Below are 23,676 nucleotides of genomic sequence, written 5' to 3'. Positions count from 1 at the left end.
GGTCAGAGGGCGTCGTCCGTGTCCCTCAGGTCCGTCACCCGTTCCAGCAGGATCGGCTCCCAGGCCCGGCGCACCTGCGTGCGCAGCAGGGCGAGCCGGCCCGCGTCCCGGCTGGTGAGGGCCCCGGCGAGGTGGACGACCGTGTCGCAGCGGGCGAGCCACAGGCCGCGCAGGCAGGGGCGGGCGCCGTAGCCGGCGAGGGTGGCGGCGCGTACGGCGGCGGGTGAGCCGACGGCGAGCGCGAGGCCCGCGATGTCCTCGGCCGGGTCACCGACGACCGCGTCGGCCCAGCCGAGGACGCCGCGCACCCGTCCGTCGGCGCTGACCACGAGATGGCCGCCCGTGAGGGCGTGGTGGGTGAGGACCGCCGAGCCGGACTGGGCGGCGAGCTGCGCCGCGGCGGGCGCGGTGAGCTGGTTCAGGCGGGCGGCGTCGAACTCGTCGGCGCCGGCGAGGCGTTCGGCGGCCCGTACGGCGGCCCGGCGCAGCCCCTCCAGGGAGCGCGGCGCGGTACGCGGCACGCCGAGCGTCTCGGCCTGCCGGACCGGCACCTCGCGCAACCCCGTGAGCAGTCCGGCGAGGTCGGCCTCGCCGACGGCGGACACGTCGTGCGCTTCCCCCGAGCCACCGGGCACCTTGGTGTCCAGCGTGTAGGTCAGTCCGGGCGCCCACTCGCCGTGCGCCACGCTGACCGGCACCGCCACCGGGACGTGCGGACGGACGAGGTCGCGCAGGCGCAGTTCCCGGCGCTGGCGCACGGTGGCCTCGCGGTCGGGGGCGAGGCGCAGCACATGGCGGGTGCCCACCCACCAGGTGGCCGGGTCGGCGCCCTCGGTGGCGGGCCGGACGTCGGGGCCGGCGGCGGAGCCCCTGCCCTGCCGGGCCTCCCTGCCGCCCTTGCCGTCCTTGCCCTGCTTGATGTCCTGGCCGTGCTGGCCGTCCTTGCCGTCCTGGCCGTCCTTGCCGTCCTGGCCGTCCTTGAGCAGGGAACGGACCAGTCGGCGGACGGTGTCCGCGGTGGGTGTCGGTGCCTGGGTCATGGTCGCGCCGTTGCCGTTCGGGAGGCGTGCGGGGGACATCGGTGGCGTCACTCCACTATGACCAGCTCGCGGGAGGTGGTGTTGAGGCGCCGTCCGCCGTCCTCGGTGACGGTCACGATGTCCTCGATGCGCACGCCGAACCGGCCGGGCAGATAGATGCCGGGTTCCACGGAGAAGCACATGCCGGGCACGAGGGGCCGCTCCTCGCCCTCGATCATGTACGGCGGCTCGTGGGTGGTGACGCCGATGCCGTGTCCGGTGCGGTGGATGAAGTACTCGCCGTAGCCGGCGTCGGCGATGACCGCGCGGGCGGCCCGGTCGACGTCCTGGCAGGCGGCGCCCGGCCGCACGGCGCGGAACGCCGCCTCCTGGGCCTCGCGCACGATGTCGTGCACGCGGCGCTCCTCGTCGGTCGGTTCACCGACGTGGACCGTGCGGGAGGTGTCGGAGCCGTAGCCGTCCTTCAGGCCGCCGAAGTCCAGGACGACCATGTCGCCGTGTTCGACGACGCGGTCGCCGGCCTCGTGGTGCGGGTTGGCGCCGTTCGGGCCGGAGGCGACGATGGTGAAGTCGACCTGCTCGTGTCCGTACCGGCGCAGCAGCCGGTCGAGGTCGGCGGCCACCTCCGCTTCCCGGCGGCCGGCGAAGGGGACGTTCCTGATCTCCTCGAACGTCGCGTCGGCGGCGGCTCCCGCGGCCGTCATGAGCTCAAGCTCCGCCGCGTCCTTGACGGCCCGCAGCATCGGCAGGGCCTCGGTGAGCGAGGTGTAGGAGCTGCCGGGCACGGCCTGCTGCAACGCCAGCAGGTGCAGCGCCCAGGCGTTGTCGCTGATGCCGAACCGGCCCGAGGCGTCGAGCAGGGCGGCGGTGGCGGCGTACGGGTCCTTGCCGTCGGTCCAGTCGCGCAGGGTCAGGGCGGGGGCGCCGGCCGCCTTCTGCGCGTCCGGGGCCTCCAGGGCGGGGACGACGAGGACGGGGTCCTGCCCGGCGGCGAGGACCAGCAGGGTGAGCCGTTCGGTGACCGCCGGTGGCGTGTAGCCGGTGAGCCACACCAGGTCCGGCCCCGGGGCCACCAGCAGGCCCGCGAGGCCGGCCTCAGCGGCCGTCCGCGCGGCGCGCTCCATACGGGCCCTGTAGTCGTCGGCGGTGAACGACGCCGCCGTGCTTCCGGTCATCCGGGCCTCCCAGGGACGGACGAAGGGGCTACGGGCAGCATCCTGCCCGGCCGGAGGGGGTGACGCGAGCGGTCTGCGGACTTAGCCCGAAGATCGCCGCTAATGGCAGAGGATTGCTCAGGCATTAGAACTAATGCTTAGATGCTTGGCATCCATTAAATGTTCGATCGAGGGGCGTCCGACCGTGCTCGTACTCGCACACATCAGCGATCTGCATCTGGACGGGAGCGCGCGGGCGACGGAACGCGCCGAGCGGGTGCGCGACCGGCTGTGGGAGCTGCCCGGCCAGGTGGACGCGCTGCTGGTGACCGGGGACATCGCGGACCACGGCACCGAGCCGGAGTACGAGGAGGCCGCCCGCATCCTGGGGCTGCGCGGCGGCGACGTCCCGTTCCCCGTGCTGACCTGCCCCGGCAACCACGACCGCCGCGCGCCCTACCGCAAGGCGCTGCTGGGCCTGCCGGCGGCGGAGGGGCCCGTCAACAGCGTGCAGGTCTTCGACGACGGTGCCGTGCTGATGTGCGACTCCAGCGTCCCCGGCCGCGACGACGGGGAGCTGGACGAGGAGACGTACGACTGGATCGAGGCGACCCTCGACGAACTCGACGGCGGCCTGCCGGCTCTGCTCGCCTTCCATCACCCGCCGGTGGCACTGCACCACCCGCTGCCCGACTCGTACCAGTTGCGGGAGTCCGGCCGGCTGGCCGGGCTGCTGGCCCGCCGGCCCGAGATCGCGGGCCTGATCACCGGCCACGCGCACACCCCCGCCGCGACGTCGTTCGCGGGGCGGCCGCTGGTCGTCGGCCCCGGCGTGACGTGGACGCTGCGGCTGCCCTGGGAGGGCGAGCAGGTCGCCGACCGGGACGCGCCGCCCGGGATCGCCTTCCACGTCCTGGACGACTCGGGACGGCTCACGAGCCACTTCCGGGTGGTCACGTGACGACGGCCGGTACGACCGTGAGCTGCTGGTAGCCACCGCCGCGGTGCCGCACCGTCAGTTTGACCTTCGTGCCGGGGCGGGCGCGGGCGACGGCCCGGGCCAGGTCGGCGGCCGTGTCGATGCGGGTCGTGCCGAAGACGAGGAGCAGGTCGCCGCGTACCAGGCCCGCCTGCTGAGCCGGCCCCGGGACGTGAAGCCCGACGACCAGGGCCCCCGGCTTCCCGGCGTCCATGACCTGCACGCCGAGGGTCACGGCGGCGGGCGCGGACGCGACGGCGGACGGCGAGGGGGCGGGCGGTGACGGCGCGTGCCGCCCTCGCGGATCGATGACCCCGCCCTTGCCGATCACCGTGGCGCCCATCGCCCCGAGGCCGATTCCGGACAGGACCAGGACCGCGCCGGCGAACGCGGCGAACAGTACGTTGAGCAGCCGCCTCCGGCGACGCCGGGCGGCGTGCGGTCGGGGCCGTACGGGGCCCGTCGCCAGCGCCGCCCTGTCGGGCTCCTGACCCGGCATCGGCTTGGGTCGCAGCGCGGTCTGTTCCATGGCTCGCCTCCGGATGGTGCGGATCGCCCCCGTCGGATGCGGAACGATCACGGCTGGTGCTCTACCCGGCGCTCCGGCGTGCGATGAGCCACGAACGAGTGAGACTGATCCGGCGTCGGGGGGCCGTGCGGCGGAAGCGGCGCGCCCCCGGACAGGCGGGAACGACGGCACGGCTCGCACCGCACCCGGCGTACCGGGCGCGGCGCGAGCCGTGGTCGCGGGGCGGGTCAGCCCGTGTGGCCCTCCCCGTGGTCGCCGTGGGCACCGCCGTGGTCGAACTTCAGCACCTGCTCGGGCATCACGACGAAGGGCCGCATCATGCCCATGTCCTCGTGCTCCAGCAGATGGCAGTGGTACATGAAGCGGCCGTGCGCGCCGTCGAACTTACCCATGACGCGCAGCATCTGGTTCCCGGGCACCCGGAAGACGTCCTTCCAGCCGCGCTCGTTGGGCGCGAGCGGGATGGAGGTGCCGGCGTCGTAGCGGATCGGCGAGCGGGTGCCGCCCACCGCCGGGTCGAAGCCCGACACGTCGTAGGCGTCACGGCCCAGGAGCTGGAAGTCGGCCAGGTGGATGTGCATGGGGTGGACGATGGGCGCGAGGTTGAGGAAGCTCCACTGCTCGTGGCTGCCCTCCGCGATGGTGTAGCCGAGGGCGTCGTTGAACGTCCGTGCCGCGCGCCGGTACGTCCTGGTCTTGCCGTCCGGGCCGGTGATCTGGATGACGCCGTCGGTGGGGACCTGGATGTCGCCCGGGTGTGGAAGACCCCCGGCGCACCACCGGGGGTTCCGTCATGTCCCGTTCCGAGTAGATCCGGCCGGAAAGAGCCGCTTCAGCGGAAGGCGGGCACGGGCACGGCCGGCGGCCGGTCCGGGAGGAAGCCGTGGGCACGCCGGGACAGCCACTCGTCCTTGTAACGGTCCACCTCGCGATGCCAGTTGAGGATGCCGGCCATCCAGTTCCGCAGGTCCGTCACATACGTCCCCATGGCCGCGCGCGCTTCCTCCGTGAGCCGGAAGTCGTCGTACAGGATGGGCAGCTCGTGCTCGACGACGTGCTCGAACTGGCGCATGCGCTGGCTCATCAGGTCGTGCACGATGCCGAGCCCGGTCGGGTAGTCGCAGCCGAAGAAGTTCTGCACGACGAGGATCGCGTTGTGGATCTCGCCCTCGAACTCGATCTCCTTCTGGTACGAGAAGACGTCGTTGAGGAGGCACGCGAAGTCCATCGCGGCGTTCTCCAGGGAGCGGACCGGGCCGCTGCGGTAGACCTCGGGCGGGACGGCCGGGCCGTGGCCCATCCGGCACAGGCTCAGGGTGAGGTCGGAGCCGAAGGTCGCGCGGCGCATCTCCAGGTAGTCGACCGGGTCGGGCACGCGGTTCTGGAGCTGGTTGGACAGCTCCCACACCCAGCTCTCGGTCATGACGTTGATCGCGTCCTTCAGGGTGCGCCGCGCCTCGGGCGTCATCTCGGCGGTGGTGCGCACCCACAGGTCGAGCAGGCCGCGCTCCATGGCGTTGACCGGGAGCAGCGGCTCGTCGCCGTCGACGGGCATGCAGTCGGACAGGCGTGCCGTGGTCAGGCGGGCGGCGGCGAGGTCGCGGCGGTGGCCGTAGACCAGGGGGTAGTAGTCGTCGCCGTAGGTGCCCCAGGCGAGCCACTGCGCGCTGAGGTCGAGAGCCTCGGGGCTGGCGTCCGGGTCGAGGCCGGCCGAGCAGAGGGGGAGGTCGTAGGCCCGCAGCTTGTCCTCGTCCCAGACGCCCTCGGCGAGGATGCCCATCCGCTCCACCCAGTCGCGCAGGCTCCGGCGGGAGGCGTCCAGGTGCGGGCTGAGCTCCAGCGGGAACGGCATGCGGATGTCGGGGATCCGTGACGGCCCGACCTTCTGGTACGGCACGTGCGTGTAGGAGCGCAGCCGCTCCGCCCCGGCCGTGGCGAGCAGGGCGCGGACGTCGGCGGCCGAGGTGCCGATGCCGGTGCAGCCCGGCCATGGGCTGCCGCCGCGCACCGCGTTCTCGTTCATGTAGCGGCTGGAGCGCAGATGCCACTCGTGGCCGCCGGACTGCCAGTCCTGAAGCCCCTTCGTGTACGCCGCCACGGCCGCGACCTCGCCGGGGGTGAGCCCCTTCTCCAGGGCCACCGCGGGCACTTCGGTGAACGCCGTGTGCTCGAACTGCTGGAGGCGGGAGGTGAGGATGTCGTTGACGGTGTCGGCGGCCTCCTGGGTGGAGCAACCGAAGAAGTTCTCCAGGACGAGCACGCCGTTGCTGTTCTCGCCCTCGTCCTCGACCTCCCGCTGGTAGGAGAACAGGTCGTTGCGCAGGTGCACGGCGTCGGAGAACGTCTCCATCAGCACCCTGAGCGGCCTGGACTCCGCGACGGGCGCGGGAACTTCGGCCGTCGCGTACTCGACGAGGCCCGCCGACCAGGGGGCGCCGCCCACCTTGCGGCGCATCTCGATGTACTCGACGGGGTTGGCGATCCGCCCCTCGTTGATGTTGGACAGCTCCCACAGGGACTCGTTCAGCAGGTGCTCGGTCGCCACGGCGAAGCGGCGGCGCCAGTCCTGTGACATCTTCGGCACCGTACGCGCCCACAGGTCGGCCAGGCCCGCCTCGACCGGGTTCTCCGGCTCCGGTACGGGAGTCGAGAGGTCCAGCGGCATGAAGAGGGGCAGCCGGTCCAGGTGGGCCTTGCCGGCGACGCGGTCCTGGCTGCGCTTGTACTTCTCCAGGAAGTGGTCGTCGAAGAAGAAGACCCACACGTACCAGTCGGTGATGAGGGAGAGGTCGGGGCCGTCGCAGTCGGGGTGGGTATAGGCGCAGAGCAGGCCGTAGTCGTGCGCGTCGAGGTCGGCCTGGTCCCAGACGCCGGAGCCCTCCAGCATGCCCATCTCGCGTGCCCACTCGGTGGAATGGGCCCGGGCCTCGTCGAGATGGGGGTTCAGCCGCGCGGGATGCGGCATGTAGAAGTGCGGGAGTTCGAACGGCTGCGTCATGGCCGGGCCCTACCCGGCGCCTCGCGGCGGCATCCGCGGGGCCGGACATGATCACACCATCGCGTGAATCGGGGATGAATGCGCCTGTTCTCGCGGGAGGTTGTGTGAGGTTGTGGGACCTCCTAGGGCGTGTCCGCAAAGTCCCGTCGTCCGCCCGGAGGGCGGGCCTCGCGGCGTCCGGTGCGTGCTCTGGGGGTCCCCCCGGCCGAAGGCTGGGGGAGTGCCGGGCGGACGCCCGCGTACTGGTTGTACGCGGGTGTTCGCCCGGTGCGGCGAGAGGGCGTGCCGGGCGTCGCGAGGCAGGCGGGACTTTGCGGACACGCCCTAGGGGGTCCCCGGGCCGCGCAGCTGGATCAGCGCGTGCGTGCCGCCGGTGCGCCAGCGCTGGTCCTCCGCCGCGACGAGTTCCGCCTCGGTGCGGGCGTCGAGGCCGGTGATCACGTCGGACTTGAGGGTGCGCAGCGCGGCGACCGGGCCGGGGAAGTACGCGGTGACGTCGGGGAACGGCGTGGTCGGGGCCCAGAGCCGGTCGCCCACCAGGCGGCGGTAGTTGAGGTCGCCCTTGACGACGGTGAGCGTGGCCGAGGCGAAGTCGGCGCGCAGATCGGCGGGCATCTCCTCGTACGGCAGCGGGGCGCAGGAGAAGGGGTGGGCGCGCAGCGTCAGGCGGCCGTCGGCCAGGGCGGACCACAGGCACTGTCCGTACTCGGCGGCCGCTCCCCCGGCACGGGTCAGGCGGCGCAGTGCGTCGACGACGTCGGCGGTGGTGGCGTCGGAGACGTAGTACGGGTAGGGCTTGACGTGCAGGACGGCCCGTCCGATGCGCCCGTGGGCCAGGAGGTGGGCGATGAGGAGCAGGTCGGGGACGAGTTCGCGGCCCGCGTTGTCGGCGACGAGGCACAGGGCGCCCGTGCCGGAGTCGCCGAGCAGGGCCCACAGGCGGTCGCTGTCGTCGGCCACCAGTCCGGGGGCGGCGTCGGCGGCTCGTGCGCCCTCGGCGGAGAGACGGAAGCCGAGGTCGGCGCGGTTGCCCCAGAGGGAGCCGTGCAGCAGGGCCTGCGCCTGTTCGGCTGCGGGCAGCCCTGCGAGGTCGTCGAGCGCGGCGAGTTCCTCGCCGGTCTCACGGGAGTCGAGTTCGGCCAGTTTGAAGGGGCGGAACGGGTCGATGCCCTGCCAGGGGCCGGGGCCGAAATAGCCGATGGCCTGGAGCAGCCGGCGGTAGAACCAGCTCTCGGACCAGAGCCACGGCACGTCGAACCAGGACCGGCCGGCGTACTCGCGCAGCCCCCAGGTCTCCCAGAGGTCGCGGTCGTGCGCGTCGGCGGGGAGCGGTTCGATCTCGCCCTTGGTGCAGTTCGCCAGCAGCTCGTCGAGCGCGCGGTGCTGCCAGGGCTCGTAGGGGAAGGCCTCGCGCACCTGCCGGATGATGGCCGGGTGCCGCTCTGCGAGCACGCTGTGGGGGAAGGAGCCCGGCTGGTCGCCGAGGAGCACGGGTGCGGATGGGGTGTCGGGCATACGGCTCACCGTAACGCGCGGACGCCTCTCCCCGATCAACGTGACCGGTCCCCGATCAACGTGACCGGTGCCCCGGCCGAGCCCGTTCGGACCGTCCTGCCCGGGACCGTCAGACCGGTGCCAGTTCCCGCTCCAGGCGGGCCGCCAGGCTCAGGTAGCGGGCTCGCCGAGTCACCGGGACCAGGCCGCGGATGAGAATGTTCCACATCTCGGCCGTCCGGCGGGGCTGGCGCGCGACGGGCTCGCGGGAGCGGCCCACGACCCGGGTGCCGACGAAGAAACAGACCAGGGAGTGCGCCACGACGTCGACATCGACGTCCGGGTGGATGTCGGACTCCTTGACCGCGCCGACGAACCGGGCCGTGACGATGTCCAGCCACTCCGTGAACGGGTGGCTCAGCGGCGGACGGGGCCGGATCCCTCCGGTGGCGAGCCGCAGGCCGGCCCTGAGGACCGGGTCCTCGACGGACATGCGCGTGATGCCGAACGTGAGGCGCATCAGCGCCTCGAGGGACGTGTGGCCGCGATGGTCGGTCTCCGCCGCCAGCCGGCGGGCGGTGTGCGACTGGAGTTCGAGGATCGCGTGAGCGAGGTCCTCCTTCGCCGCGAAGTGGAAGTACAGGGCACCCTTGGTGACCTGAGCGTGCTCCACGATGTCGCTGAGACTGGTCGATTCGTAGCCGCGACGGTCGAACAGGTCAGCGGCGGCCGTGATGATCGTCGAGCGGGTCTGCTCGGCTCGCAACTGCCTCGCCATCGGCTGAACTCTCCCGGGACGGAAATGAACGGGTCATGCCGTTTGTTTTTACCCCGCGTACACGATAACTCACCCTCAGACGGTGTTCACCACACCAGTGTGCCGGAGTGCGGGTGCACATCCGGCAAAACAATCGCAACTGGTGAAAGAAAACAGCGCGTTCGGTATCTAACTGTGGGGGTTGTGCGGCCACACGTAAAGGCGGGCCGGCCGGTGCCCCATCCGCACCGGTCGGCCCGCCCGCTTGTGAGCTGCCCGTTCAGCGTCCTCATCGAAGGAGGACCAGGAGATTCAGAAGGATCAGAACGTCAGCTTCCAGCCGTTGAGCGTGCCGGTGTCCTGCGCCGCGGTGTCCTGGACGCGCAGCTTCCAGGTGCCGTTGGCGCTCTCGCCGGAGGCGTTCACCGTGTAGGTGGTGTTCACGTTGTCGGCCGAGTCGGAGGCGGCGGACTTCAGACGGTACGCCGAACCGTCCGGCGCGACCAGGTCGATGACGAGGTCGCCGCGGTAGGTGTGGGTGATGTCGACGCCGACCTGGAGGGCCGAGGGGGCGTTGCCGCTGCGGCCGGTGACGCTGATCGGCGACTCGATCGCCGCGCCGTTGTCCGGGATGGCGACGGCGGTGGTGCTGGCGAAGGTCGTGCCGGTGGACGTGCCGCCCTTGACGGCCTGGACCGTCTTGGCGGCGTCCGCGAGGCCGGCGCCGCAGCCGCCGGAGCAGGTGCCGGGCAGCGCACGGGCGTTGGCCTTGATGGCCGATTCGATCTGCGCCGGGGTGAGGGCGGAGTTGGCCGACTTCATCAGGGCGGCGAGGCCCGCGACGTGCGGGGTGGCCATGCTGGTGCCCTGGTAGTAGGCGTAGTTCTCGCTCGACGGCGTCTTCGTGCCCGAGTTCAGCGTGGACAGGATGCCGTTGGCGGTGGAGGACCGGGTCTCGCCGCCGGGGGCGGAGATGTCGACGACCGTGCCGTAGTTGGAGTACGAGGCCCGGCTGCCCGCGCGGTTGGTCGCGGCGACCGTGATGACGTTGTTGCAGTTCGCCGGCGAGGAGCTGCTGGCGTTCTGGTTCTCGTTGCCGGCCGCGACGACGACCGAGGTGCCGCGGTTCACGGCGCCGCTGATGGCGCTCTGGGTGGCGGTGGAGCAGGCGCCGCCCCCGCCGAGGCTCATGTTGATGACCTTGGCGACGTTGGTGTTGGCGGGGACGCCGGAGACGGTGCCGCCGGACGCCCAGGTGATGGCGTCGATGATGTCGGAGTCGTAGCCGCCGCACTTGCCGAGGACGCGGACCGGGGAGATCTTCGCGCCGTGGGCGATGCCGGCGATGCCCTTGCCGTTGCCGGTGGCGGCGGCGATGGTGCCTGCCACGTGGGTGCCGTGCCAGGAGGAGTTGGAGGCCGGGATGCCCGCGCCGCACTCGCCCGCGTTGTACCAGTCGCCCGGGTCGGCCGGGTTGCTGTCACGGCCGTTGCCGTCGACGGAGACGGCGGTGTCGGAGATGAAGTCGTACCCGCCGACGATGTTCGCGGCCAGGTCGGAGTGGGTGACGTAGCCGGTGTCGATGACGGCGACGGTGACGCCGGTGCCGGTGGTGGTGTCCCAGGCGGCCGGGACGTTCATGCCCGCGGTGGACTCGAACAGGTCCCACTGCTTGCCGTAGTCGGTGTCGTTCGGCGTGACGGCCGTCGGCTTGTTCAGGCGGTCCGGCACGACGTAGGCGACCTGCGGGTCGGCCTGGTACTGGGCGACGACGTCGGCGACGTCCGCCCGCGCGGGGTTCGTGCCCAGGTCGACGAGGGCGGCGCCGGTGCCGAGGCGGCGCTGGAAGTCGACGTCCTCGCCGGTCTTCTCGGCCTTGGCCGCGGCGTCGGCGGCGGCGGCCTTGTCGGACTTCGCCTCGCTCGCGCCGGACTTGTAGCCGACGATGAGCCGCTCGGCCGGGGTGCCGGGGGCGGCCTCGGTCTGGGCGGCCGGAACGGGGGCCGGCCGGGGTGCGGTCTCCTGGGCGACGGCGACCGAGGCGGGGGCGGCGGTCAGCAGGGCGGCGGAGACGGCGGTGACGGATATCAGCTTCCGTCTGAACTCTGGGGAGATACGCACGGTCGTTGCCTTTCGTGGCCGGACTCCGGGCTGGGCGGAGCGGCGGTGGATGCGCTTCCTCGCTGAAGCGGAGGGGGGTGGTTCGAAAGAGCGACGCGGTGGCCGGCCAAGCGTGTGGGGAGCGGACCCGTCCGGGGTTACCTGTGGGTCAGCTGTGGTCGAACGATAGGCAAAGCGAAGGTCATCGGGATACGGGGGAAACCCTCGATCGAGCCGGAAACCAACCCTCTATGGCGGGCAGTTGGACGCCAATGGCCCCCTTTTCGAACAGGTCGTGGCGCGGTGAACGCGCCGGGCCGGTTGCCCGTATTGCACTACCGACCGCACCGGTCCGGCCGAGGAGACGCAGACGGATGCCCCGTACCACCGCACACCGCGCCGCGCTCGCGGCCGCCCTCGCGACCCCGTTGCTGCTGCCGCTGTGGGCGGCGGGTCCGGCGGGGGCGCACGGTGCGCCGACGGATCCGGTGAGCCGGGTGGTGGCCTGTTCCCCCGAGGGCGGCGGGCGAGCGGACTCGGCGGCGTGCCGCGCGGCCGTCGCGGCGAACGGCGCGCCCTTCACGGCGTGGGACAACCTGCGGGTGGCGAACGTGGACGGCCGGGACCGGCAGGTCGTCCCCGACGGGAAGCTGTGCAGCGGGGGGTTGCCCGGCTACAAGGGGCTCGACCTCGCCCGCGCCGACTGGCCCGCGACCCGGATGACGCCCGGTGGGACGCTGGCCATGCGGTACGTCTCGACGATCCCGCACACCGGCACGTTCCGGATGTACCTGACGAAGCCCGGCTACGACCCGGCCGGGCCGCTGTCCTGGTCCGACCTGCCCGAGAAGCCGTTCGCCGAGGTGACGGACCCGGCCCTGACGGACGGCGCGTACCGCATCCAGGCGACCCTGCCGTCCGACCGGACCGGGCGGCACGTGCTGTACACGGTCTGGCAGAACAGCAGTACGCCGGACACGTACTACTCCTGCTCGGACGTGGTGTTCCCGGAGAAGAAGGACAGGGCGCTCCCGGAGAAGAAGCAGGAGAAGAAGGCGTCGCGGGGGGTCGAGAAGGAGAGCACCTCGTTGGCCTCGAGCTCCGGACCCACCTCCGAGCCCACTTCCGGACCCGCCTCCGAGCCCGCTTCCGGGCCCGCCTCCGAGTCCACTTCCGGGCCCGCCTCCGAATCCGCCTCCGGACCCACCTCCGAATCGGCCTCCGGCCCGTCCACCCCCATGCTGGCGGGCGGCGCCGCGACGGTGCTGTTGCTCACCGGCGGCGCCGCCCTGGCGGCACGACTGCGTCGGCGCTGAACCGACGCCCATCAGCGGTCAGTTGACGTTGACGGCGACGCCTCCCTTGGTCACCGGCGAGTACTTGGCGGTGAAGAACGCGTTGGCGAAGCACAGCGACGAGCCCGACGCCTTCGTGAACTGCTGGTTGGTGAAGGTGATGCTGTTGTCGGCGTTGCTCGCCGTGCCGGTCAGGCTGGGTGCCCGGTAGACGCAGTTGATGGTGCCGAGCAGGGTGCGCAGCCGGACCGTGGACTGGATGGCGGAACCCGCGCCCGGGGTCACGGAGACCGTGCCGTCCGAGGACACGCTGGTGGTGTAGGGCAGGTTGTCGACGGTGATGCCGCTGACGCCGAGCACTCCGACGACGTTGGCGGTGCAGCCGCTGGTGTCGAAGCTGTGCGAGGTCAGGGACTCGGTGGCGGTGCCGGGAGCGGCCGGGTTGTCGGTGACGGTGGCGGCGAACGCCGACTTGGTGCAGGAGATGCCGCTGGTGCCGGTCGCGCTGGAGTAGAAGGTGGCGGCGGTGCCGCTCGCCAGGGACGCGTCGAGGACGTCGCCGACCGCGACGGCCGCGCCGTCGGTGGTGGTCAGGACGGGGGTGTCGGCCGCCGAGGCGGGGGCGGTGAGGCCCAGAGCGGCGACGGCGGCGGTGAGGGTGAGGAGGGTGCGCGTACGCATGGGGGTGTACCTCTTCTCTGAAGCGGGGTGAGGGTGCGGGGACGCGGTTCGGCGTCCGCCGTCGCCGGCCCGTTACGCCTTCTCCGTACGTGACGGGCCGACAACGGCAGACCGGTGACCGGCCGGAGGCGCGCACGGGGACATGCCTCGGGCCGGGCCGGGCGGGGGGTGGCTGGTGGCACGGCGCTCTGGGGAAGGGCCCGTGCCGGTGCCGTGGAGGAGCGGACTCGGGCAGTGGAAAGCCCGTGCGGACGCGCCGGTGCGGCGAGCTGTCCGTACGGGACGAGCGGTCCGGGACGCGCGGACGGTGCCGCGCGGCGGATCCGGCGCCACGGATCCGGTGAGACGAGGAGAGTTGTAGACCTGGGCGTCAGCCAACGTCAAGGGCTCGCAAGGGAGTTGTGCGTTCGCTGCGACTTTCCGAAGGGCGATGACTCACATCCGGCGCACATCCCACACTCTTTGTTCACACTTCCCTTGACCCTTCATGTAACCCCCGGTAACTTCCGAGTCGGCTACTGCGGCGTAACGAGAAAGCCCTTGCAACCGCCGGGAGTTGCGGGGAGACGTGCGCACGTGGTCGGTGTCCGCGCCAGGGCAACGTGCCACCGAAGTCCGATCCGCACCGACACGCACCTGGAGCAGACATGACCTCCTCCCTCGAGCACACCTCCGAAAGACCGGAAGGCCCCGCCACCGCCGACGTCGGTGACGTTCCCGCGCGACGGGGGCGGGTCCGGGCACGCCGGGCCGCGGTGATGGCGGTGCCGGCCGCCGTGGTCGCCGCCGGCCTCGCGGTCCTCACCGCCGAAGGGGCACTGGGCGTGCAGTTCGCCATCTCCGGCATGCCGTTCACGGTCACCGCCACCGAGCTGAACGGCACCGGTTTCGCGCAGTTCGGCGGCCTGGACGAGATGGCCGAGGGCAGCCCGAACGCGGGTGAAACCGGCGGCCAGGTGCTGGTCATCACCTCCGTGATCAAGGACGCGACGCTCACCAAGCTGTGCCAGAGCGTGGACCTGGGCGGCACGAACCTGGTCATCAGGGCGGGTGGCGGCGGGCAGAAGGTCCGGGCCAGCGATCTGACCACCGACTCCACGGAGCTCTCCGGTGACGCGGCCTTCAAGAACATCGAGATCGGCAACGACGCCAGCACGCTCGACAAGGCCGGGCCGCTGGGCCGCGGGCCGAAGGGCGTGTTCAGCCAGCAGTCGGACACCGTGCGCATCGCCAACCTGCGGCAGACCAACTACGCCACGACCGCCGGTGTGTTCAAGCTGCCCGGGCTGAAACTGGGCTTCAGCGGGTCGGGTTGCTGATGCCCGGCGAACCGCGCGGGAAGGTCCGGCCCGCCTTCCGCCGGTGGCGGGCGGGCCGTCCCTTCTGGGGCGGGCTGCTGCTCGCCCTGGGCGGGGCGGAGGTCCTGCTCACCCTCAAGGCGTCGCTGGACGTCATCCTGCACGTCGGCATGCAGGGCCTGGCCGGCTACCTGCTCCCGGCCGTGATGCTGCTGTGCGGCGTGCTGATCCTCTTCAACCCCTCCCAGCGCCTGTTCTACTCGGTCGTCGGGGTGCTGGTCTCCCTGGGGACCTGGCTGACCTCGAACCTGGGCGGCTTCTTCTTGGGCCTGCTCCTGGGCGTGGTCGGCAGCTGCCTGACCTTCGGGTGGCTGCCGGACCAGGAGCCGCGCGTCAGCCGGCGGCAGCGCAGGAAGCAGGCACGGGCCGCCGGGGCGACGGCGCGGCCCCTGGAACGGGAAGCCGGCCACGCCGCCTGAATCAGGCCAGTGATTCTCCACCCTCTGGCGCCGCCCGGCCGCGGCCACTTGGCTGGACGTGTCGCGCACCCGCCCACGAGGCGCCCGCGTGCCATGCGAACCGCCGCCAGACCAGGGAGAGTCCCATGCAGTTCACACATCCGATAGTGATCGACCCGACCGGCCGCGACATCCACGGCGAGGCCGACCGGATCCGCGAGCGCGGCCCCGTCACGCCCGTCGAACTGCCCCACGGTGTCCCGGCCTGGGCGGTCAGCAGCGCCCCGCTGCTGAAGCGGCTGCTCACCGACCCACGGGTGTCGAAGGACGCGCGCCGGCACTGGCACCGCTGGCTCGACGGCGAGGTCTCACCGGACTGGCCGCTGTACACCTGGGTCTCGGTGCGGAACATGTTCACGGCCTACGGCACCGAGCACAAACGGCTGCGCACCCTCGTCTCCAAGGCGTTCACCGCCCGCCGCACCGCCGCGCTGCGGCCCCGGATCGAGGAGATCACCGCGGCGCTGCTCGACCGGGTCGCCAAGGTCGGGGCGGGCGGCGGGGCGGACGGCCACGCGGTCGATCTGCGGGAGGAGTTCTGCTATCCGCTGCCCATCCAGGTCATCGGCGAACTGCTCGGATTACCCGAGGAGTTGGGCCCCGAGTTGCGGGTCGTGGTGGACAGCGTCTTCCACACCTCGGCCGACGCGGCCGAGGTCGCCGACACCTATGCCCGGTTCTACGCCGTCCTCGGCGAGCTCGTCGCCGTCAAGCGGGCGACGCCGGGCGACGACCTGACCAGCGCGCTGATCACGGCACGCGAGGAGGAGAGCGGCACCCGGCTCAGCGAGCAGGAACTGCTCGACACACTGATGCTGATGATCAGCGCCGGCCACGAGACGACGGTCAACCTGCTCGACAACGCCGTCCACGCCCTGCTCACCCACCCCGACCAGCTCGCGCACGTCCGCGGCGGCCGCGCCTCCTGGGACGACGTGATCGAGGAGACCCTGCGGGCCGAGGCACCGGTGGCCAGCCTGCCGCTGCGGTACGCCGTCGAGGACCTGCCCCTCGGTGAACTGGGCGGCCCGGACGGCCAGGTGATCCGCAAGGGGGAGGCGATCCTCGCCGCGTACGCCGCCGCCGGACGCGACCCGGAGCAGCACGGCCCGGACGCCGGCGCCTTCGACGTCACCCGCGCCGTGAAGGACCACCTGGCCTTCGGATACGGCGCCCACCACTGCCTGGGCGCCCCGCTCGGACGGCTGGAGGCGCGCGTGGCCCTGCCCGCCCTCTTCGAACGGTTTTCCGGACTCACCCTCGCCGTACCGGCGGACGAGCTGCTGCCGGTGGACTCGTTCATCTCCCACGGCCATCGGACGCTGCCGGTTCTGACGGGCTGACCCACTGCGCGACGGGCCCGGCCGGATCACCGGAGGCCGGGTCCGCGGCGCTCTCGTCCTTCTTTCCGCACCGCACCATCACACCGGCGCCCGAACCGCGCGGACGGTACGGAAACCAGGGGGATGACCTCGGACGTTCGACCCGTCGGACAGATCATCACGATGCGACAGCAGCAACTCACTGCATGTGGCCGCTCACTTGACGCCCGGTGGTCACACAGGGTTGGCTCCGGGCCAGCGAGAGTCATCCGGTCCGTGCTCAGGTGCGGTCCGTGTGCGCTCTCCCCCTGCTCTTGCTCGGCCGCACAGCGAGGTCCGCCCCTCATGAACACTCCTCCCCCGCCGCACACCTCCGCGAGACTCACCCGTGTCGCGGCCCTGGTGTCCGCCGTGTGTCTGCTGGTGGCCGGCTGCTCCCTCCTCGGCGCGAGTGACGACGGGCCGGACGCGGACCCGGTGGGCGGGACGGGCGGCGGGATGAAGGTCGCCCTGATCACGCACGGCGGCAAGGGCGACGCCTTCTGGGACCTGGTGCGCAGAGGCGCCGAGGCGGCGGCCGCCAAGGACGGCATCGACCTGACGTACGCCAGCGACTCCGACGCGGCCGCGCAGGCCGCGCTGATGCGGGACGCGGTCGGCGACAAGGTCGACGGCATCGCGGTGACGCTGGCCAAGCCGGCGGCGATGCGGGGCCCGATCGCCCGGGCCAAGGCGGCCGGCATACCCGTCGTCGGGCTCAACTCGGGCATCGACGCCTGGCGGCCGGCGGGCCTGCTGGAGTACTTCGGCCAGGACGAGTCCGTCGCGGGCCAGGCCGTCGGCGACAAGCTGGACGAGGTCCGGGCCAAGCACGCCCTGTGCGTCGTGCACGAGCGGGGCAACGTCGCGCTGGAGGCCCGCTGCGCCGGCGTGCGCAAGACGTTCGGCGGCGAGACCGACAACGTGTACGTGGACGGCGCCGACATGAACGCGGTGACCGCCACGATCGCGTCCCGGCTGCGGCAGGACTCCAGCATCGACGAGGTCGTCACCCTGGGCGCCCAGTACGGACTCAGCGCGGTCGACGCCGTCGAGCAGGCCGGCAGCAGAGCCAAGGTCGCCACCTTCGACCTCAACAAGGACCTGGTCCGGGCGGTCCAGGGCGGCAAGGTGCAGTTCGCCGTCGACCAGCAGCCCTACCTCCAGGGTTACCTGGCGGTGGACGCCCTGTGGCTGTACCGGACGAACGGCAACGTCAGCGGCGGCGGGACGGCTCCGGTGCTCACCGGCCCGGCGTTCGTGACCAGGTCCAACGTGTCCGCGGTGGCACGGTTCGCCGCCGCCGGGACCCGGTGACCGGGCACGTCCTGTGACGGTGTCGCCAAAGATTCGGTCAGGCCGGGCCCGCGCGGTCACTTGTACGGATAACATCCAGCGCATCCCATGTGCCGTAACGGGCACCCCCACACCCCCGCGTTCGTCCCTCACTCCCCGCCTCCACCGCTCCGCCTCCCCGTTCCTCCCTCCCCGCTGATCGCCCTAGGACGACGATGCCTCGACGGACAGGTGCCCGGCGCCGCTTCGGATCCATACGCCTCTCCCTGGTGCTTCTGGCCCTGGTGCCCAGCGTCACCCTCGCCGCCATGTGGGGCGTGACGACCATCCAGATGTTCTCGGAGGGGCTCCGGCTGCGTGACCAGACGGAGCTGAGCCGGTCGACGGGTGCCATGGGCACGGACGCGACGCTCGCCCTCCAGCGGGAGCGCAGCCTGTCGGCGGCCTGGCTGGCCTCGCCGCACGGCTCCCGGGCCGCCCTCGACGCGCAGCGCGAGGAGACCGACGCGGCGGTCGCGAAGCTGGTCGGGCAGGCGGACGCGATCGAGAAGGCGCCCTCCCGCGTCTCGGACCGGCTGTACTCGGTGCTGGGCTCGGTGGGCAGCCTGGAGTACTACCGGGACCAGGTGGACGACCCGACCGACATCACCGCGCAGCAGGCGCTGGACCAGTACTCCTCGATCATCGACGACCAGATCCACGCCTTCCAGGAGCTCTCCCAGGTCGACGACGGCGACCTGACCTCGCAGGCGGGGCCGCTGATCGGGCTGGAGCACGCGGCGGAGCTGGTCTCCCGGGAGGACGCTCAGCTCACCCTGGCCTGGCCGTCCGGGCATCTGGACGACAACGCCTGGACGCAGTTCACGGAGCTGGTGAACACCCGGCGCTGGCTGGTCAAGGACCAGGTCGTGCCCCAGCTGACCGGCACGGCCAAGGCACAGACCGAGCGGATCCTGGCGAGTCCGGAGTGGCGGACCCTCCAGTCCATCGAGGACCAGGTGCTGGCGGCCAGGAACGCAGGTGCCACCGCGGACCGCATCGCCCTGCCCGACGCCCGGGAGCGGTGGAACGCCGCCATGGACAAGCTGTCCGAGCAGTACGCGAGCCTGATCCAGCGGCAGACCACGGGCCTGCTCGAACGCAGTGCCGACAAGGCGGACGGGCTCCTGCTCAAGGCGGGGATCCTGAGCGCCGGCGGACTGCTCGCGCTGCTGGTGTGCGTCGGCATGTCCTGGCGGATCACCCGCTCGCTGTCCCGGCGGCTGCGCGGCCTGCGCCGGGCCGCCGTCAGCCTCGCGCAGGAGCGGCTGCCCGACGTGGTGGCGCGGCTGGAGCGGGGCGAGACGGTCGACCCGGAGTCGGCGACGTCCCCGCTGGACTACGGGCACGACGAACTGGGCCAGGTGGCCCAGGCGTTCAACACCGCCCAGCGCACGGCCGTGCACACCGCGGTCGAACTCGCCGACACCCGGCGCGGCTTCCAGAAGATCATCCTGGGCATCGCCCGGCAGAGCCAGAACCTGGTCAACCTCCAGCTCAGCAGGCTCGACACGCTGGAACGCGAGCACTCCGACCCGGACATCCTCAAGGGCCTGTACGAACTGGACTCCACGGCCAGCCAGTTGCGCCGCTACGAGGAGAACCTCGTCATCGTCAGCGGCGAACGGCCCGGCCGCAGCTGGAGCGAGCCGGTCGCGCTGATCGACATCCTGCGCAGTGCGGTCGGCGAGGTCGCCGAGTACCAGCGGGTGGAGGTGCACACCGAGGAGGAGGTGTACCTCGCGCCGCCCGCGGTGGCCGACGTCATCCATCTGCTGGCCGAGCTCATCGACAACGCGACCGCGTACTCCCCCGCCCCGAGCGCCGTCACGGTGCGGGCCGGGATGGTCGCCAAGGGCCTGGCCGTGGAGGTCGAGGACCGCGGCCTCGGCATGTCGGAGGAGGACTACGCGTCCTTCAACGAACAGCTGGCGGTTCCCCCGCAGTTCGACGTGGTGGCGCTCGCCGACGACCTGCGGCTCGGCATGTTCGTGATCGCCCAGCTGGCCCACCGGCACGGCATCGCCGTCACCCTGCGCTCGTCGCCCTACGGCGGGACCACGGCGGTCGTGCTGATACCGCACGACATCGTGGTGCGGGAGATCCTCCAGGCCGGTGCGCCGGGCGCGCGGGACGCCGGGGACGTGGCCGGCCCGCACGGCCCGGCCGCCTCCGTCCGTCCGAGAGGGGCGGGCGGCGACCCGCAGACCGGTGGCGGCGCGAAGAACGGGCGGAGCCCGGCGGACGACGGGCGCAGTGCTGTGGACGTACCGGGTTCGGCCGGCGGGCGGATCCCGGTGGACGCCGAGAACGCCGACAAGTCGGGGGACGCCGAGGAGCCGCACGGTGCCGCGGCCGGCGCCGGATCCGCGCGCGAGCCCCGGCCCCTGGCGTCGGCCCGGACCGCCCCCGCTGCCGGCACCGTCATCCCCCGCCGGGACGGTCTCGCCCCGCTCCCCCGCCGGGTGCCGCAGACCAGCCTGGTGGAGGAACTGCGCGAGGAGCCCGCGTCCGCCGGCGGCGACGGCTCCCTCGACGACTTCACCGCGGAAGCGGCCGCCTCCTCCCTGGCCGGCTTCCAGCGCGGCACGCTCCGGGCCCGTGACGACGACGCCGAACCGCCGTACGACGAGGAGGCGGCCGCACCACCCCGGCAGGCCGCCGCCCCCGTCCCCTCGACTCCGCCCGCCGACCGCTGACTAAGGACACCGCAATGACACGCCCCATCCCCGCCACCCACACCCAGCTCGACCAGCTGCTGACCGGACTCGTGGAGCGGGTCGCCGATGTGAACCAGGCCGTGGTGCTGTCCGAGGACGGCCTGGTGGTCAGCAAGTCCACCGGATTCCTGCGCGACGACGCGGAGCGGCTCGCGGCGACCGCGTCCGGGCTGATGAGCCTCAGCAAGGGCGTCAGCATGGACTTCCGGGGCGGTCCGGTGCGCCAGGCGCTCATCGAGATGGCCAACAGCTATCTGATCCTCACCTCCGCCGGTCCCGGCGCCCACCTGGTCGTGCTCACCGGGCCGGGCGCTGACGTCGGTGTGGTGGCGTACCAGATGAACATGCTGGTGAAGAAGATCGGCGAGCACCTCAGCGCGGCACCGCGGGGCATGGCCGGGCCCGTCGTCGACCCCGGCGTGTGAGGTGGGCGGAGGCGACTCGGCGGGGCGGCTCGTACGGCCGTTCACGCTGACCGGTGGCCGGACCCGCCCCAGCCGCGCCGACTTCACGCTCATCGCGACGGTGACCGCGGTCGATCCGCAGCCCGATGCGGCGGCCCGGTGCCAGCCCGAGCACACCCGGATCCTCCGGCTGTGCGCCGAGCCGGTGGCCGTGGCGGAGCTGGCCGCCCGGCTCGACCTGCCGGTGAGCGTGGTCGCCATCCTGCTCTGTGACCTGCTGGAGGCGGGCCGGATCACCGTCCGCCCGCCGCGCCTCGTTTCCCGTACCGCTCCGGACCTGGACCTGCTGAAGAAAGTGAGGGACGGCCTTGGCCGGCTCTGACGTCGCCACCGACGCGTCCTCGGCACCCGACACGGTCAAGATCCTCATCGCCGGTGGTTTCGGCGTGGGCAAGACGACCATGGTCGGGTCGGTCAGCGAGATCGTCCCCCTGCGCACCGAGGAACCCCTGACCATGGCCGGTCTGGGCATCGACGACCTGGACGGTATCGAGGAGAAGCGGGCCACCACCGTGGCCCTGGACTTCGGCCGGATCACCATCAGCCGGGACCTGGTGCTGTACCTGTTCGGTACGCCGGGGCAGCAGCGGTTCTGGTTCATGTGGAACGACCTGGCCCTCGGCGCGCTCGGTGCCGTGGTCCTGGTCGACGTCCGCAGACCCGAGTCCAGCTTCGCCGCGATCGACTTCTTCGAACGCCGCGGCATCCCCTTCGTCGTCGGGGTCAACGGCTTCCACGGCGAACACCCGTATCCGCCCGAGGACATCAGGGACGCGCTGGCGGTGCCGGAGCACGTGCGGGTGCTGCTGTGCGACGCGCGGGAGAGGGAGTCGTGCCGGGACGTGCTGATCGCCCTGATCGACCAGCTGATCGCGACGGCGGTGCAGGCCTGAACCAGGCGGTGCGAGGCGGAAACCAGCGGTGTCTCAGCCCCGGCCGGGTGCCGGCCCGGGCCACTCGGTGTACGGCACCGGGCGGCCCGTGAACGCGTCCAGGACGACGCGGTCGCCGACCGGCCGGTCCAGCTTCACCGTCACCTTCTCGCCGCGCAGGTCACTCGTGCAGGGACCGTCGTCGGTGCCGGTCACGGAGGCGGACAGCACGACGCTGCCGCGCGTCTGAAGCGCCGTCACGACGGGGCCGTCGTCGCAGGATCCGTGGTGCGCCACCACGGTGACGGACCGGCCGTCCTGCGCCACCTTCGTCAGGCCGCCGAGCGGTGCCAGCACGTCCGTGGGGACGTCCGGCCCGAGCGGCGCGACGGGCGGCGCGGGCGGCTCCGAGGGGTTCACGGCGGCCGCCTTCAGAGGAGTGGCATAGCCCTCCAGGGTGAACAGCCAGGCCGGGACGGTCGCCGGCCCGCGACCGGTGAGCACGGTCATGTCCCCCAACTCGGCCTTGGTGACGGTCAGCCGGGGACCGGGGCCGCTGTTGCCGCCCAGGGTCCGGTAGGCCCGCTCGGCCGGCACGAGGGGCCTGGTGAGCGAGCCCCCTTCCTGCCACGTCACCCGGCCGCTCTTTCCCCGGGCGGAGGGGAGCGGCGCCTTCAGGTCGAAGGTGCCGGTCGCGTACGCGCGCCGGTCGGCGTCGTTGCGGAGGCCGCCCGCGGGCAGTTGGACGACCGGCGCGATGGGGTGGTAGCCCGCGCGCCACTGCGCGGCCGCCCGGGAGCCGTCCCAGGCTTCCGCGACCCGATGGGCGCGGTCCTTCGAGCGCGGGGACGGGGCAGGTTCGGTACGGCCGGCTTCCGCCGTGCCGCACCCCGCGGCGGCACCGGCTCCGGCGGTGGACAGGGCGAGGACGAGGAGCAGACGGGCGGTGCGGGTCATGTCGGTACGCATGACTCTCCCAGGGGTTCGCGGTGACCGGGGATGGTTCCGTCCCTGTGACGCCCCACCCCCGGCCCGCGTTCGATCCACCGGGGATCCGCCCGAACCGTTATCGCATCGTGCCGGGCGGCCGGCCCGGACTCAGACCAGGCCCGCCGACTTCAGCCACGCCTTGGCCACGTCCAGCGGGTCCTTCTTCTCGAGCTGCACCTGTGCGTCCAGGTCCAGCAGCGTCTTCGTGTCGAGCTTGGCCGAGACCGCGTCGAGCGCCTCGGCGCCCTCCTTGGACAGCTCGCCCTTGCGGACCAGCGGCTGCACGTTCTGGAAGCCGAAGAGGTTCTCCGGGTCCTTCAGGACGACAAACTTGTCCCGGGCGATGGTCGGGTCGGTGGTGAAGAGGTCCGCGGCCTGCACGGTGTTCTTCTTCAGCGCCGTCTGGGTCAGCGGCCCGCCCGCGTCGAGGGACTTGAAGGACTTGAACTCCAGCCCGTACACCGACTTCAGGCCCACCAGGCCCTGGTGCCGGGTCTGGAACTCCGGGGAGCCGCCGAACACCAGGTCCTTGGCGACGTCCTTGAGCTCCCCGATGGAGGAGTCGGAGGTGAGCTTGTACTTCTTCGCGGTCTGAGCGTTGAGGGTCACAGAGTCCTTGTTCTGCGCAGCCGACGGCTTCAGCAGTTCCAGCTTGGAGTCGAGCTTGCCGTTGATCGCGGTCGTGGTCTCCTCGACCGTCTTCGGCTTGGCCTTGGCGTCGAGGTACGCCAGCAGGGAGCCGTTGTACTCCGGCAGCAGCGTGATGGCGCCGTTCTTCATCAGGCCGTACGTGGTCTCACGGCTGCCGATGTTGGGCTTGTAAGTGACCTTGATGCCCTTGGCCTTGAGGGCCTCGCCGTAGATGTCGGCGAGCAGGATGCTCTCGGCGAAGTTGTTGGAGCCGACCACGACGGTGCCGCTCTCCGCTCCGCCGCCCTTGAGCGGGTCGTCGGAGGTGCCGCCGGAGGAACAGCCTCCGAGAAGAGCCGCCGCCGCGGCGAGCGCGACCGCTGCCGCGCCGGGGTGCCTCGTGATGGACCGGTTGCTGCTCTTCGCCGTAGTAATCACCCACTGATCCAAGCCAGCCGCCA

The 23,676-nt window shown here is 72.0% G+C and carries 20 protein-coding genes and 1 pseudogene; 10 read left to right on the top strand and 11 right to left on the bottom strand.

Annotated features, from left to right (window positions below; genetic code table 11):
- Positions 1 to 2 precede the first annotated feature (2 nt).
- Entirely contained in the window at positions 3 to 1,040 is a 1,038-nt protein-coding gene (locus QC385_RS13215; protein WP_279541648.1) for an aminoglycoside phosphotransferase family protein, read from the bottom strand.
- Between the two features lie 47 nt (positions 1,041 to 1,087).
- Positions 1,088 to 2,215: an aminopeptidase P family protein gene (locus QC385_RS13210; RefSeq protein WP_279541489.1), complete on the bottom strand. Its 1,128-nt coding sequence runs from the start codon at positions 2,213 to 2,215 to the stop codon at positions 1,088 to 1,090.
- A gap of 184 nt (positions 2,216 to 2,399) precedes the next feature.
- Between QC385_RS13210 and QC385_RS13205 the strand changes: the two genes are divergently transcribed.
- Positions 2,400 to 3,155 (top strand): phosphodiesterase, encoded by a 756-nt coding sequence (locus tag QC385_RS13205; RefSeq protein WP_279541488.1) that lies wholly within the window; start codon positions 2,400 to 2,402, stop codon positions 3,153 to 3,155.
- Here QC385_RS13205 and QC385_RS13200 read toward each other — a convergent pair.
- The 6 genes and pseudogenes from QC385_RS13200 to QC385_RS13175 all read right to left on the bottom strand — a co-directional run bounded on the left by QC385_RS13200 (position 3,148) and on the right by QC385_RS13175 (position 11,072).
- Complete coding sequence (locus QC385_RS13200; protein WP_279541487.1) at positions 3,148 to 3,702, bottom strand: PDZ domain-containing protein; 555 nt, start codon at positions 3,700 to 3,702, stop codon at positions 3,148 to 3,150. The genes QC385_RS13205 and QC385_RS13200 overlap by 8 nt on opposite strands.
- A gap of 227 nt (positions 3,703 to 3,929) precedes the next feature.
- A pseudogene (locus tag QC385_RS13195) lies at positions 3,930 to 4,448 on the bottom strand (multicopper oxidase domain-containing protein); the annotation flags it as partial.
- Between the two features lie 86 nt (positions 4,449 to 4,534).
- Positions 4,535 to 6,700, bottom strand: a complete 2,166-nt coding sequence (gene cyc2, locus QC385_RS13190) for a germacradienol/geosmin synthase Cyc2 (RefSeq protein WP_279541486.1) — start codon at positions 6,698 to 6,700, stop codon at positions 4,535 to 4,537.
- 324 nt (positions 6,701 to 7,024) lie between these two features.
- Positions 7,025 to 8,215 carry a damage-control phosphatase ARMT1 family protein gene (locus tag QC385_RS13185; protein ID WP_279541485.1) on the bottom strand — a complete coding sequence of 397 codons (1,191 nt, stop codon included), beginning with the start codon at positions 8,213 to 8,215 and terminating at the stop codon, positions 7,025 to 7,027.
- Between the two features lie 109 nt (positions 8,216 to 8,324).
- Positions 8,325 to 8,972, bottom strand: a complete 648-nt coding sequence (locus tag QC385_RS13180) for a ScbR family autoregulator-binding transcription factor (protein ID WP_279541484.1) — start codon at positions 8,970 to 8,972, stop codon at positions 8,325 to 8,327.
- Between the two features lie 300 nt (positions 8,973 to 9,272).
- Complete coding sequence (locus QC385_RS13175) at positions 9,273 to 11,072, bottom strand: S8 family peptidase (RefSeq protein WP_279541483.1); 1,800 nt, start codon at positions 11,070 to 11,072, stop codon at positions 9,273 to 9,275.
- A gap of 353 nt (positions 11,073 to 11,425) precedes the next feature.
- Between QC385_RS13175 and QC385_RS13170 the strand changes: the two genes are divergently transcribed.
- Positions 11,426 to 12,367, top strand: a complete 942-nt coding sequence (locus tag QC385_RS13170; RefSeq protein ID WP_279541482.1) for a lytic polysaccharide monooxygenase — start codon at positions 11,426 to 11,428, stop codon at positions 12,365 to 12,367.
- An 18-nt stretch (positions 12,368 to 12,385) separates the two neighbouring features.
- Here the strand turns inward: QC385_RS13170 and QC385_RS13165 are convergent, their stop codons facing one another.
- Entirely contained in the window at positions 12,386 to 13,027 is a 642-nt protein-coding gene (locus tag QC385_RS13165) for a Tat pathway signal sequence domain protein (protein WP_279541481.1), read from the bottom strand.
- Between the two features lie 647 nt (positions 13,028 to 13,674).
- On the opposite strand from QC385_RS13165, the gene QC385_RS13160 reads away from it, so the two are divergent.
- From QC385_RS13160 to QC385_RS13125, 8 genes are all read left to right on the top strand, one after another.
- Positions 13,675 to 14,346, top strand: a complete 672-nt coding sequence (locus tag QC385_RS13160; protein WP_279541480.1) for a DUF6230 family protein — start codon at positions 13,675 to 13,677, stop codon at positions 14,344 to 14,346.
- Positions 14,346 to 14,804, top strand: coding sequence for a DUF6114 domain-containing protein (locus tag QC385_RS13155; protein WP_279541479.1), 459 nt, complete (start codon positions 14,346 to 14,348; stop codon positions 14,802 to 14,804). The genes QC385_RS13160 and QC385_RS13155 overlap by 1 nt, the downstream gene beginning before the upstream one ends.
- Positions 14,805 to 14,929: 125 nt before the next feature.
- On the top strand, positions 14,930 to 16,186 hold the full coding sequence (locus tag QC385_RS13150) for a cytochrome P450 family protein (protein ID WP_279541478.1): 1,257 nt from the start codon (positions 14,930 to 14,932) through the stop codon (positions 16,184 to 16,186).
- 324 nt (positions 16,187 to 16,510) lie between these two features.
- The gene (locus QC385_RS13145; protein WP_279541477.1) at positions 16,511 to 17,521 is read left to right on the top strand and encodes a substrate-binding domain-containing protein; all 1,011 of its coding nucleotides are present in this window, start codon (positions 16,511 to 16,513) and stop codon (positions 17,519 to 17,521) included.
- A gap of 194 nt (positions 17,522 to 17,715) precedes the next feature.
- A complete protein-coding gene (locus QC385_RS13140; protein ID WP_279541476.1) occupies positions 17,716 to 20,238 on the top strand; it encodes a sensor histidine kinase in 2,523 nt (840 codons plus the stop codon).
- A 14-nt stretch (positions 20,239 to 20,252) separates the two neighbouring features.
- Positions 20,253 to 20,684: a roadblock/LC7 domain-containing protein gene (locus QC385_RS13135; RefSeq protein WP_020271575.1), complete on the top strand. Its 432-nt coding sequence runs from the start codon at positions 20,253 to 20,255 to the stop codon at positions 20,682 to 20,684.
- A 1-nt stretch (position 20,685) separates the two neighbouring features.
- Positions 20,686 to 21,045 carry a DUF742 domain-containing protein gene (locus tag QC385_RS13130; protein ID WP_193503679.1) on the top strand — a complete coding sequence of 120 codons (360 nt, stop codon included), beginning with the start codon at positions 20,686 to 20,688 and terminating at the stop codon, positions 21,043 to 21,045.
- Positions 21,032 to 21,616, top strand: a complete 585-nt coding sequence (locus tag QC385_RS13125; protein ID WP_279541475.1) for a GTP-binding protein — start codon at positions 21,032 to 21,034, stop codon at positions 21,614 to 21,616. The genes QC385_RS13130 and QC385_RS13125 overlap by 14 nt, the downstream gene beginning before the upstream one ends.
- A gap of 33 nt (positions 21,617 to 21,649) precedes the next feature.
- Here the strand turns inward: QC385_RS13125 and QC385_RS13120 are convergent, their stop codons facing one another.
- Together QC385_RS13120 and QC385_RS13115 are read right to left on the bottom strand one after the other, a co-directional pair.
- Entirely contained in the window at positions 21,650 to 22,564 is a 915-nt protein-coding gene (locus tag QC385_RS13120; RefSeq protein ID WP_279541474.1) for a hypothetical protein, read from the bottom strand.
- Between the two features lie 129 nt (positions 22,565 to 22,693).
- Positions 22,694 to 23,653, bottom strand: coding sequence for an ABC transporter substrate-binding protein (locus tag QC385_RS13115; protein ID WP_279541473.1), 960 nt, complete (start codon positions 23,651 to 23,653; stop codon positions 22,694 to 22,696).
- Positions 23,654 to 23,676: the final 23 nt, after the last annotated feature.

Origin of the sequence: Streptomyces sp. DH10 (assembly GCF_029813805.1) — a bacterium.
GTDB classification, from domain to species: Bacteria; Actinomycetota; Actinomycetes; order Streptomycetales; family Streptomycetaceae; genus Streptomyces; species Streptomyces coeruleofuscus.
This window is presented reverse-complemented; position numbering and strand designations above follow the sequence as displayed.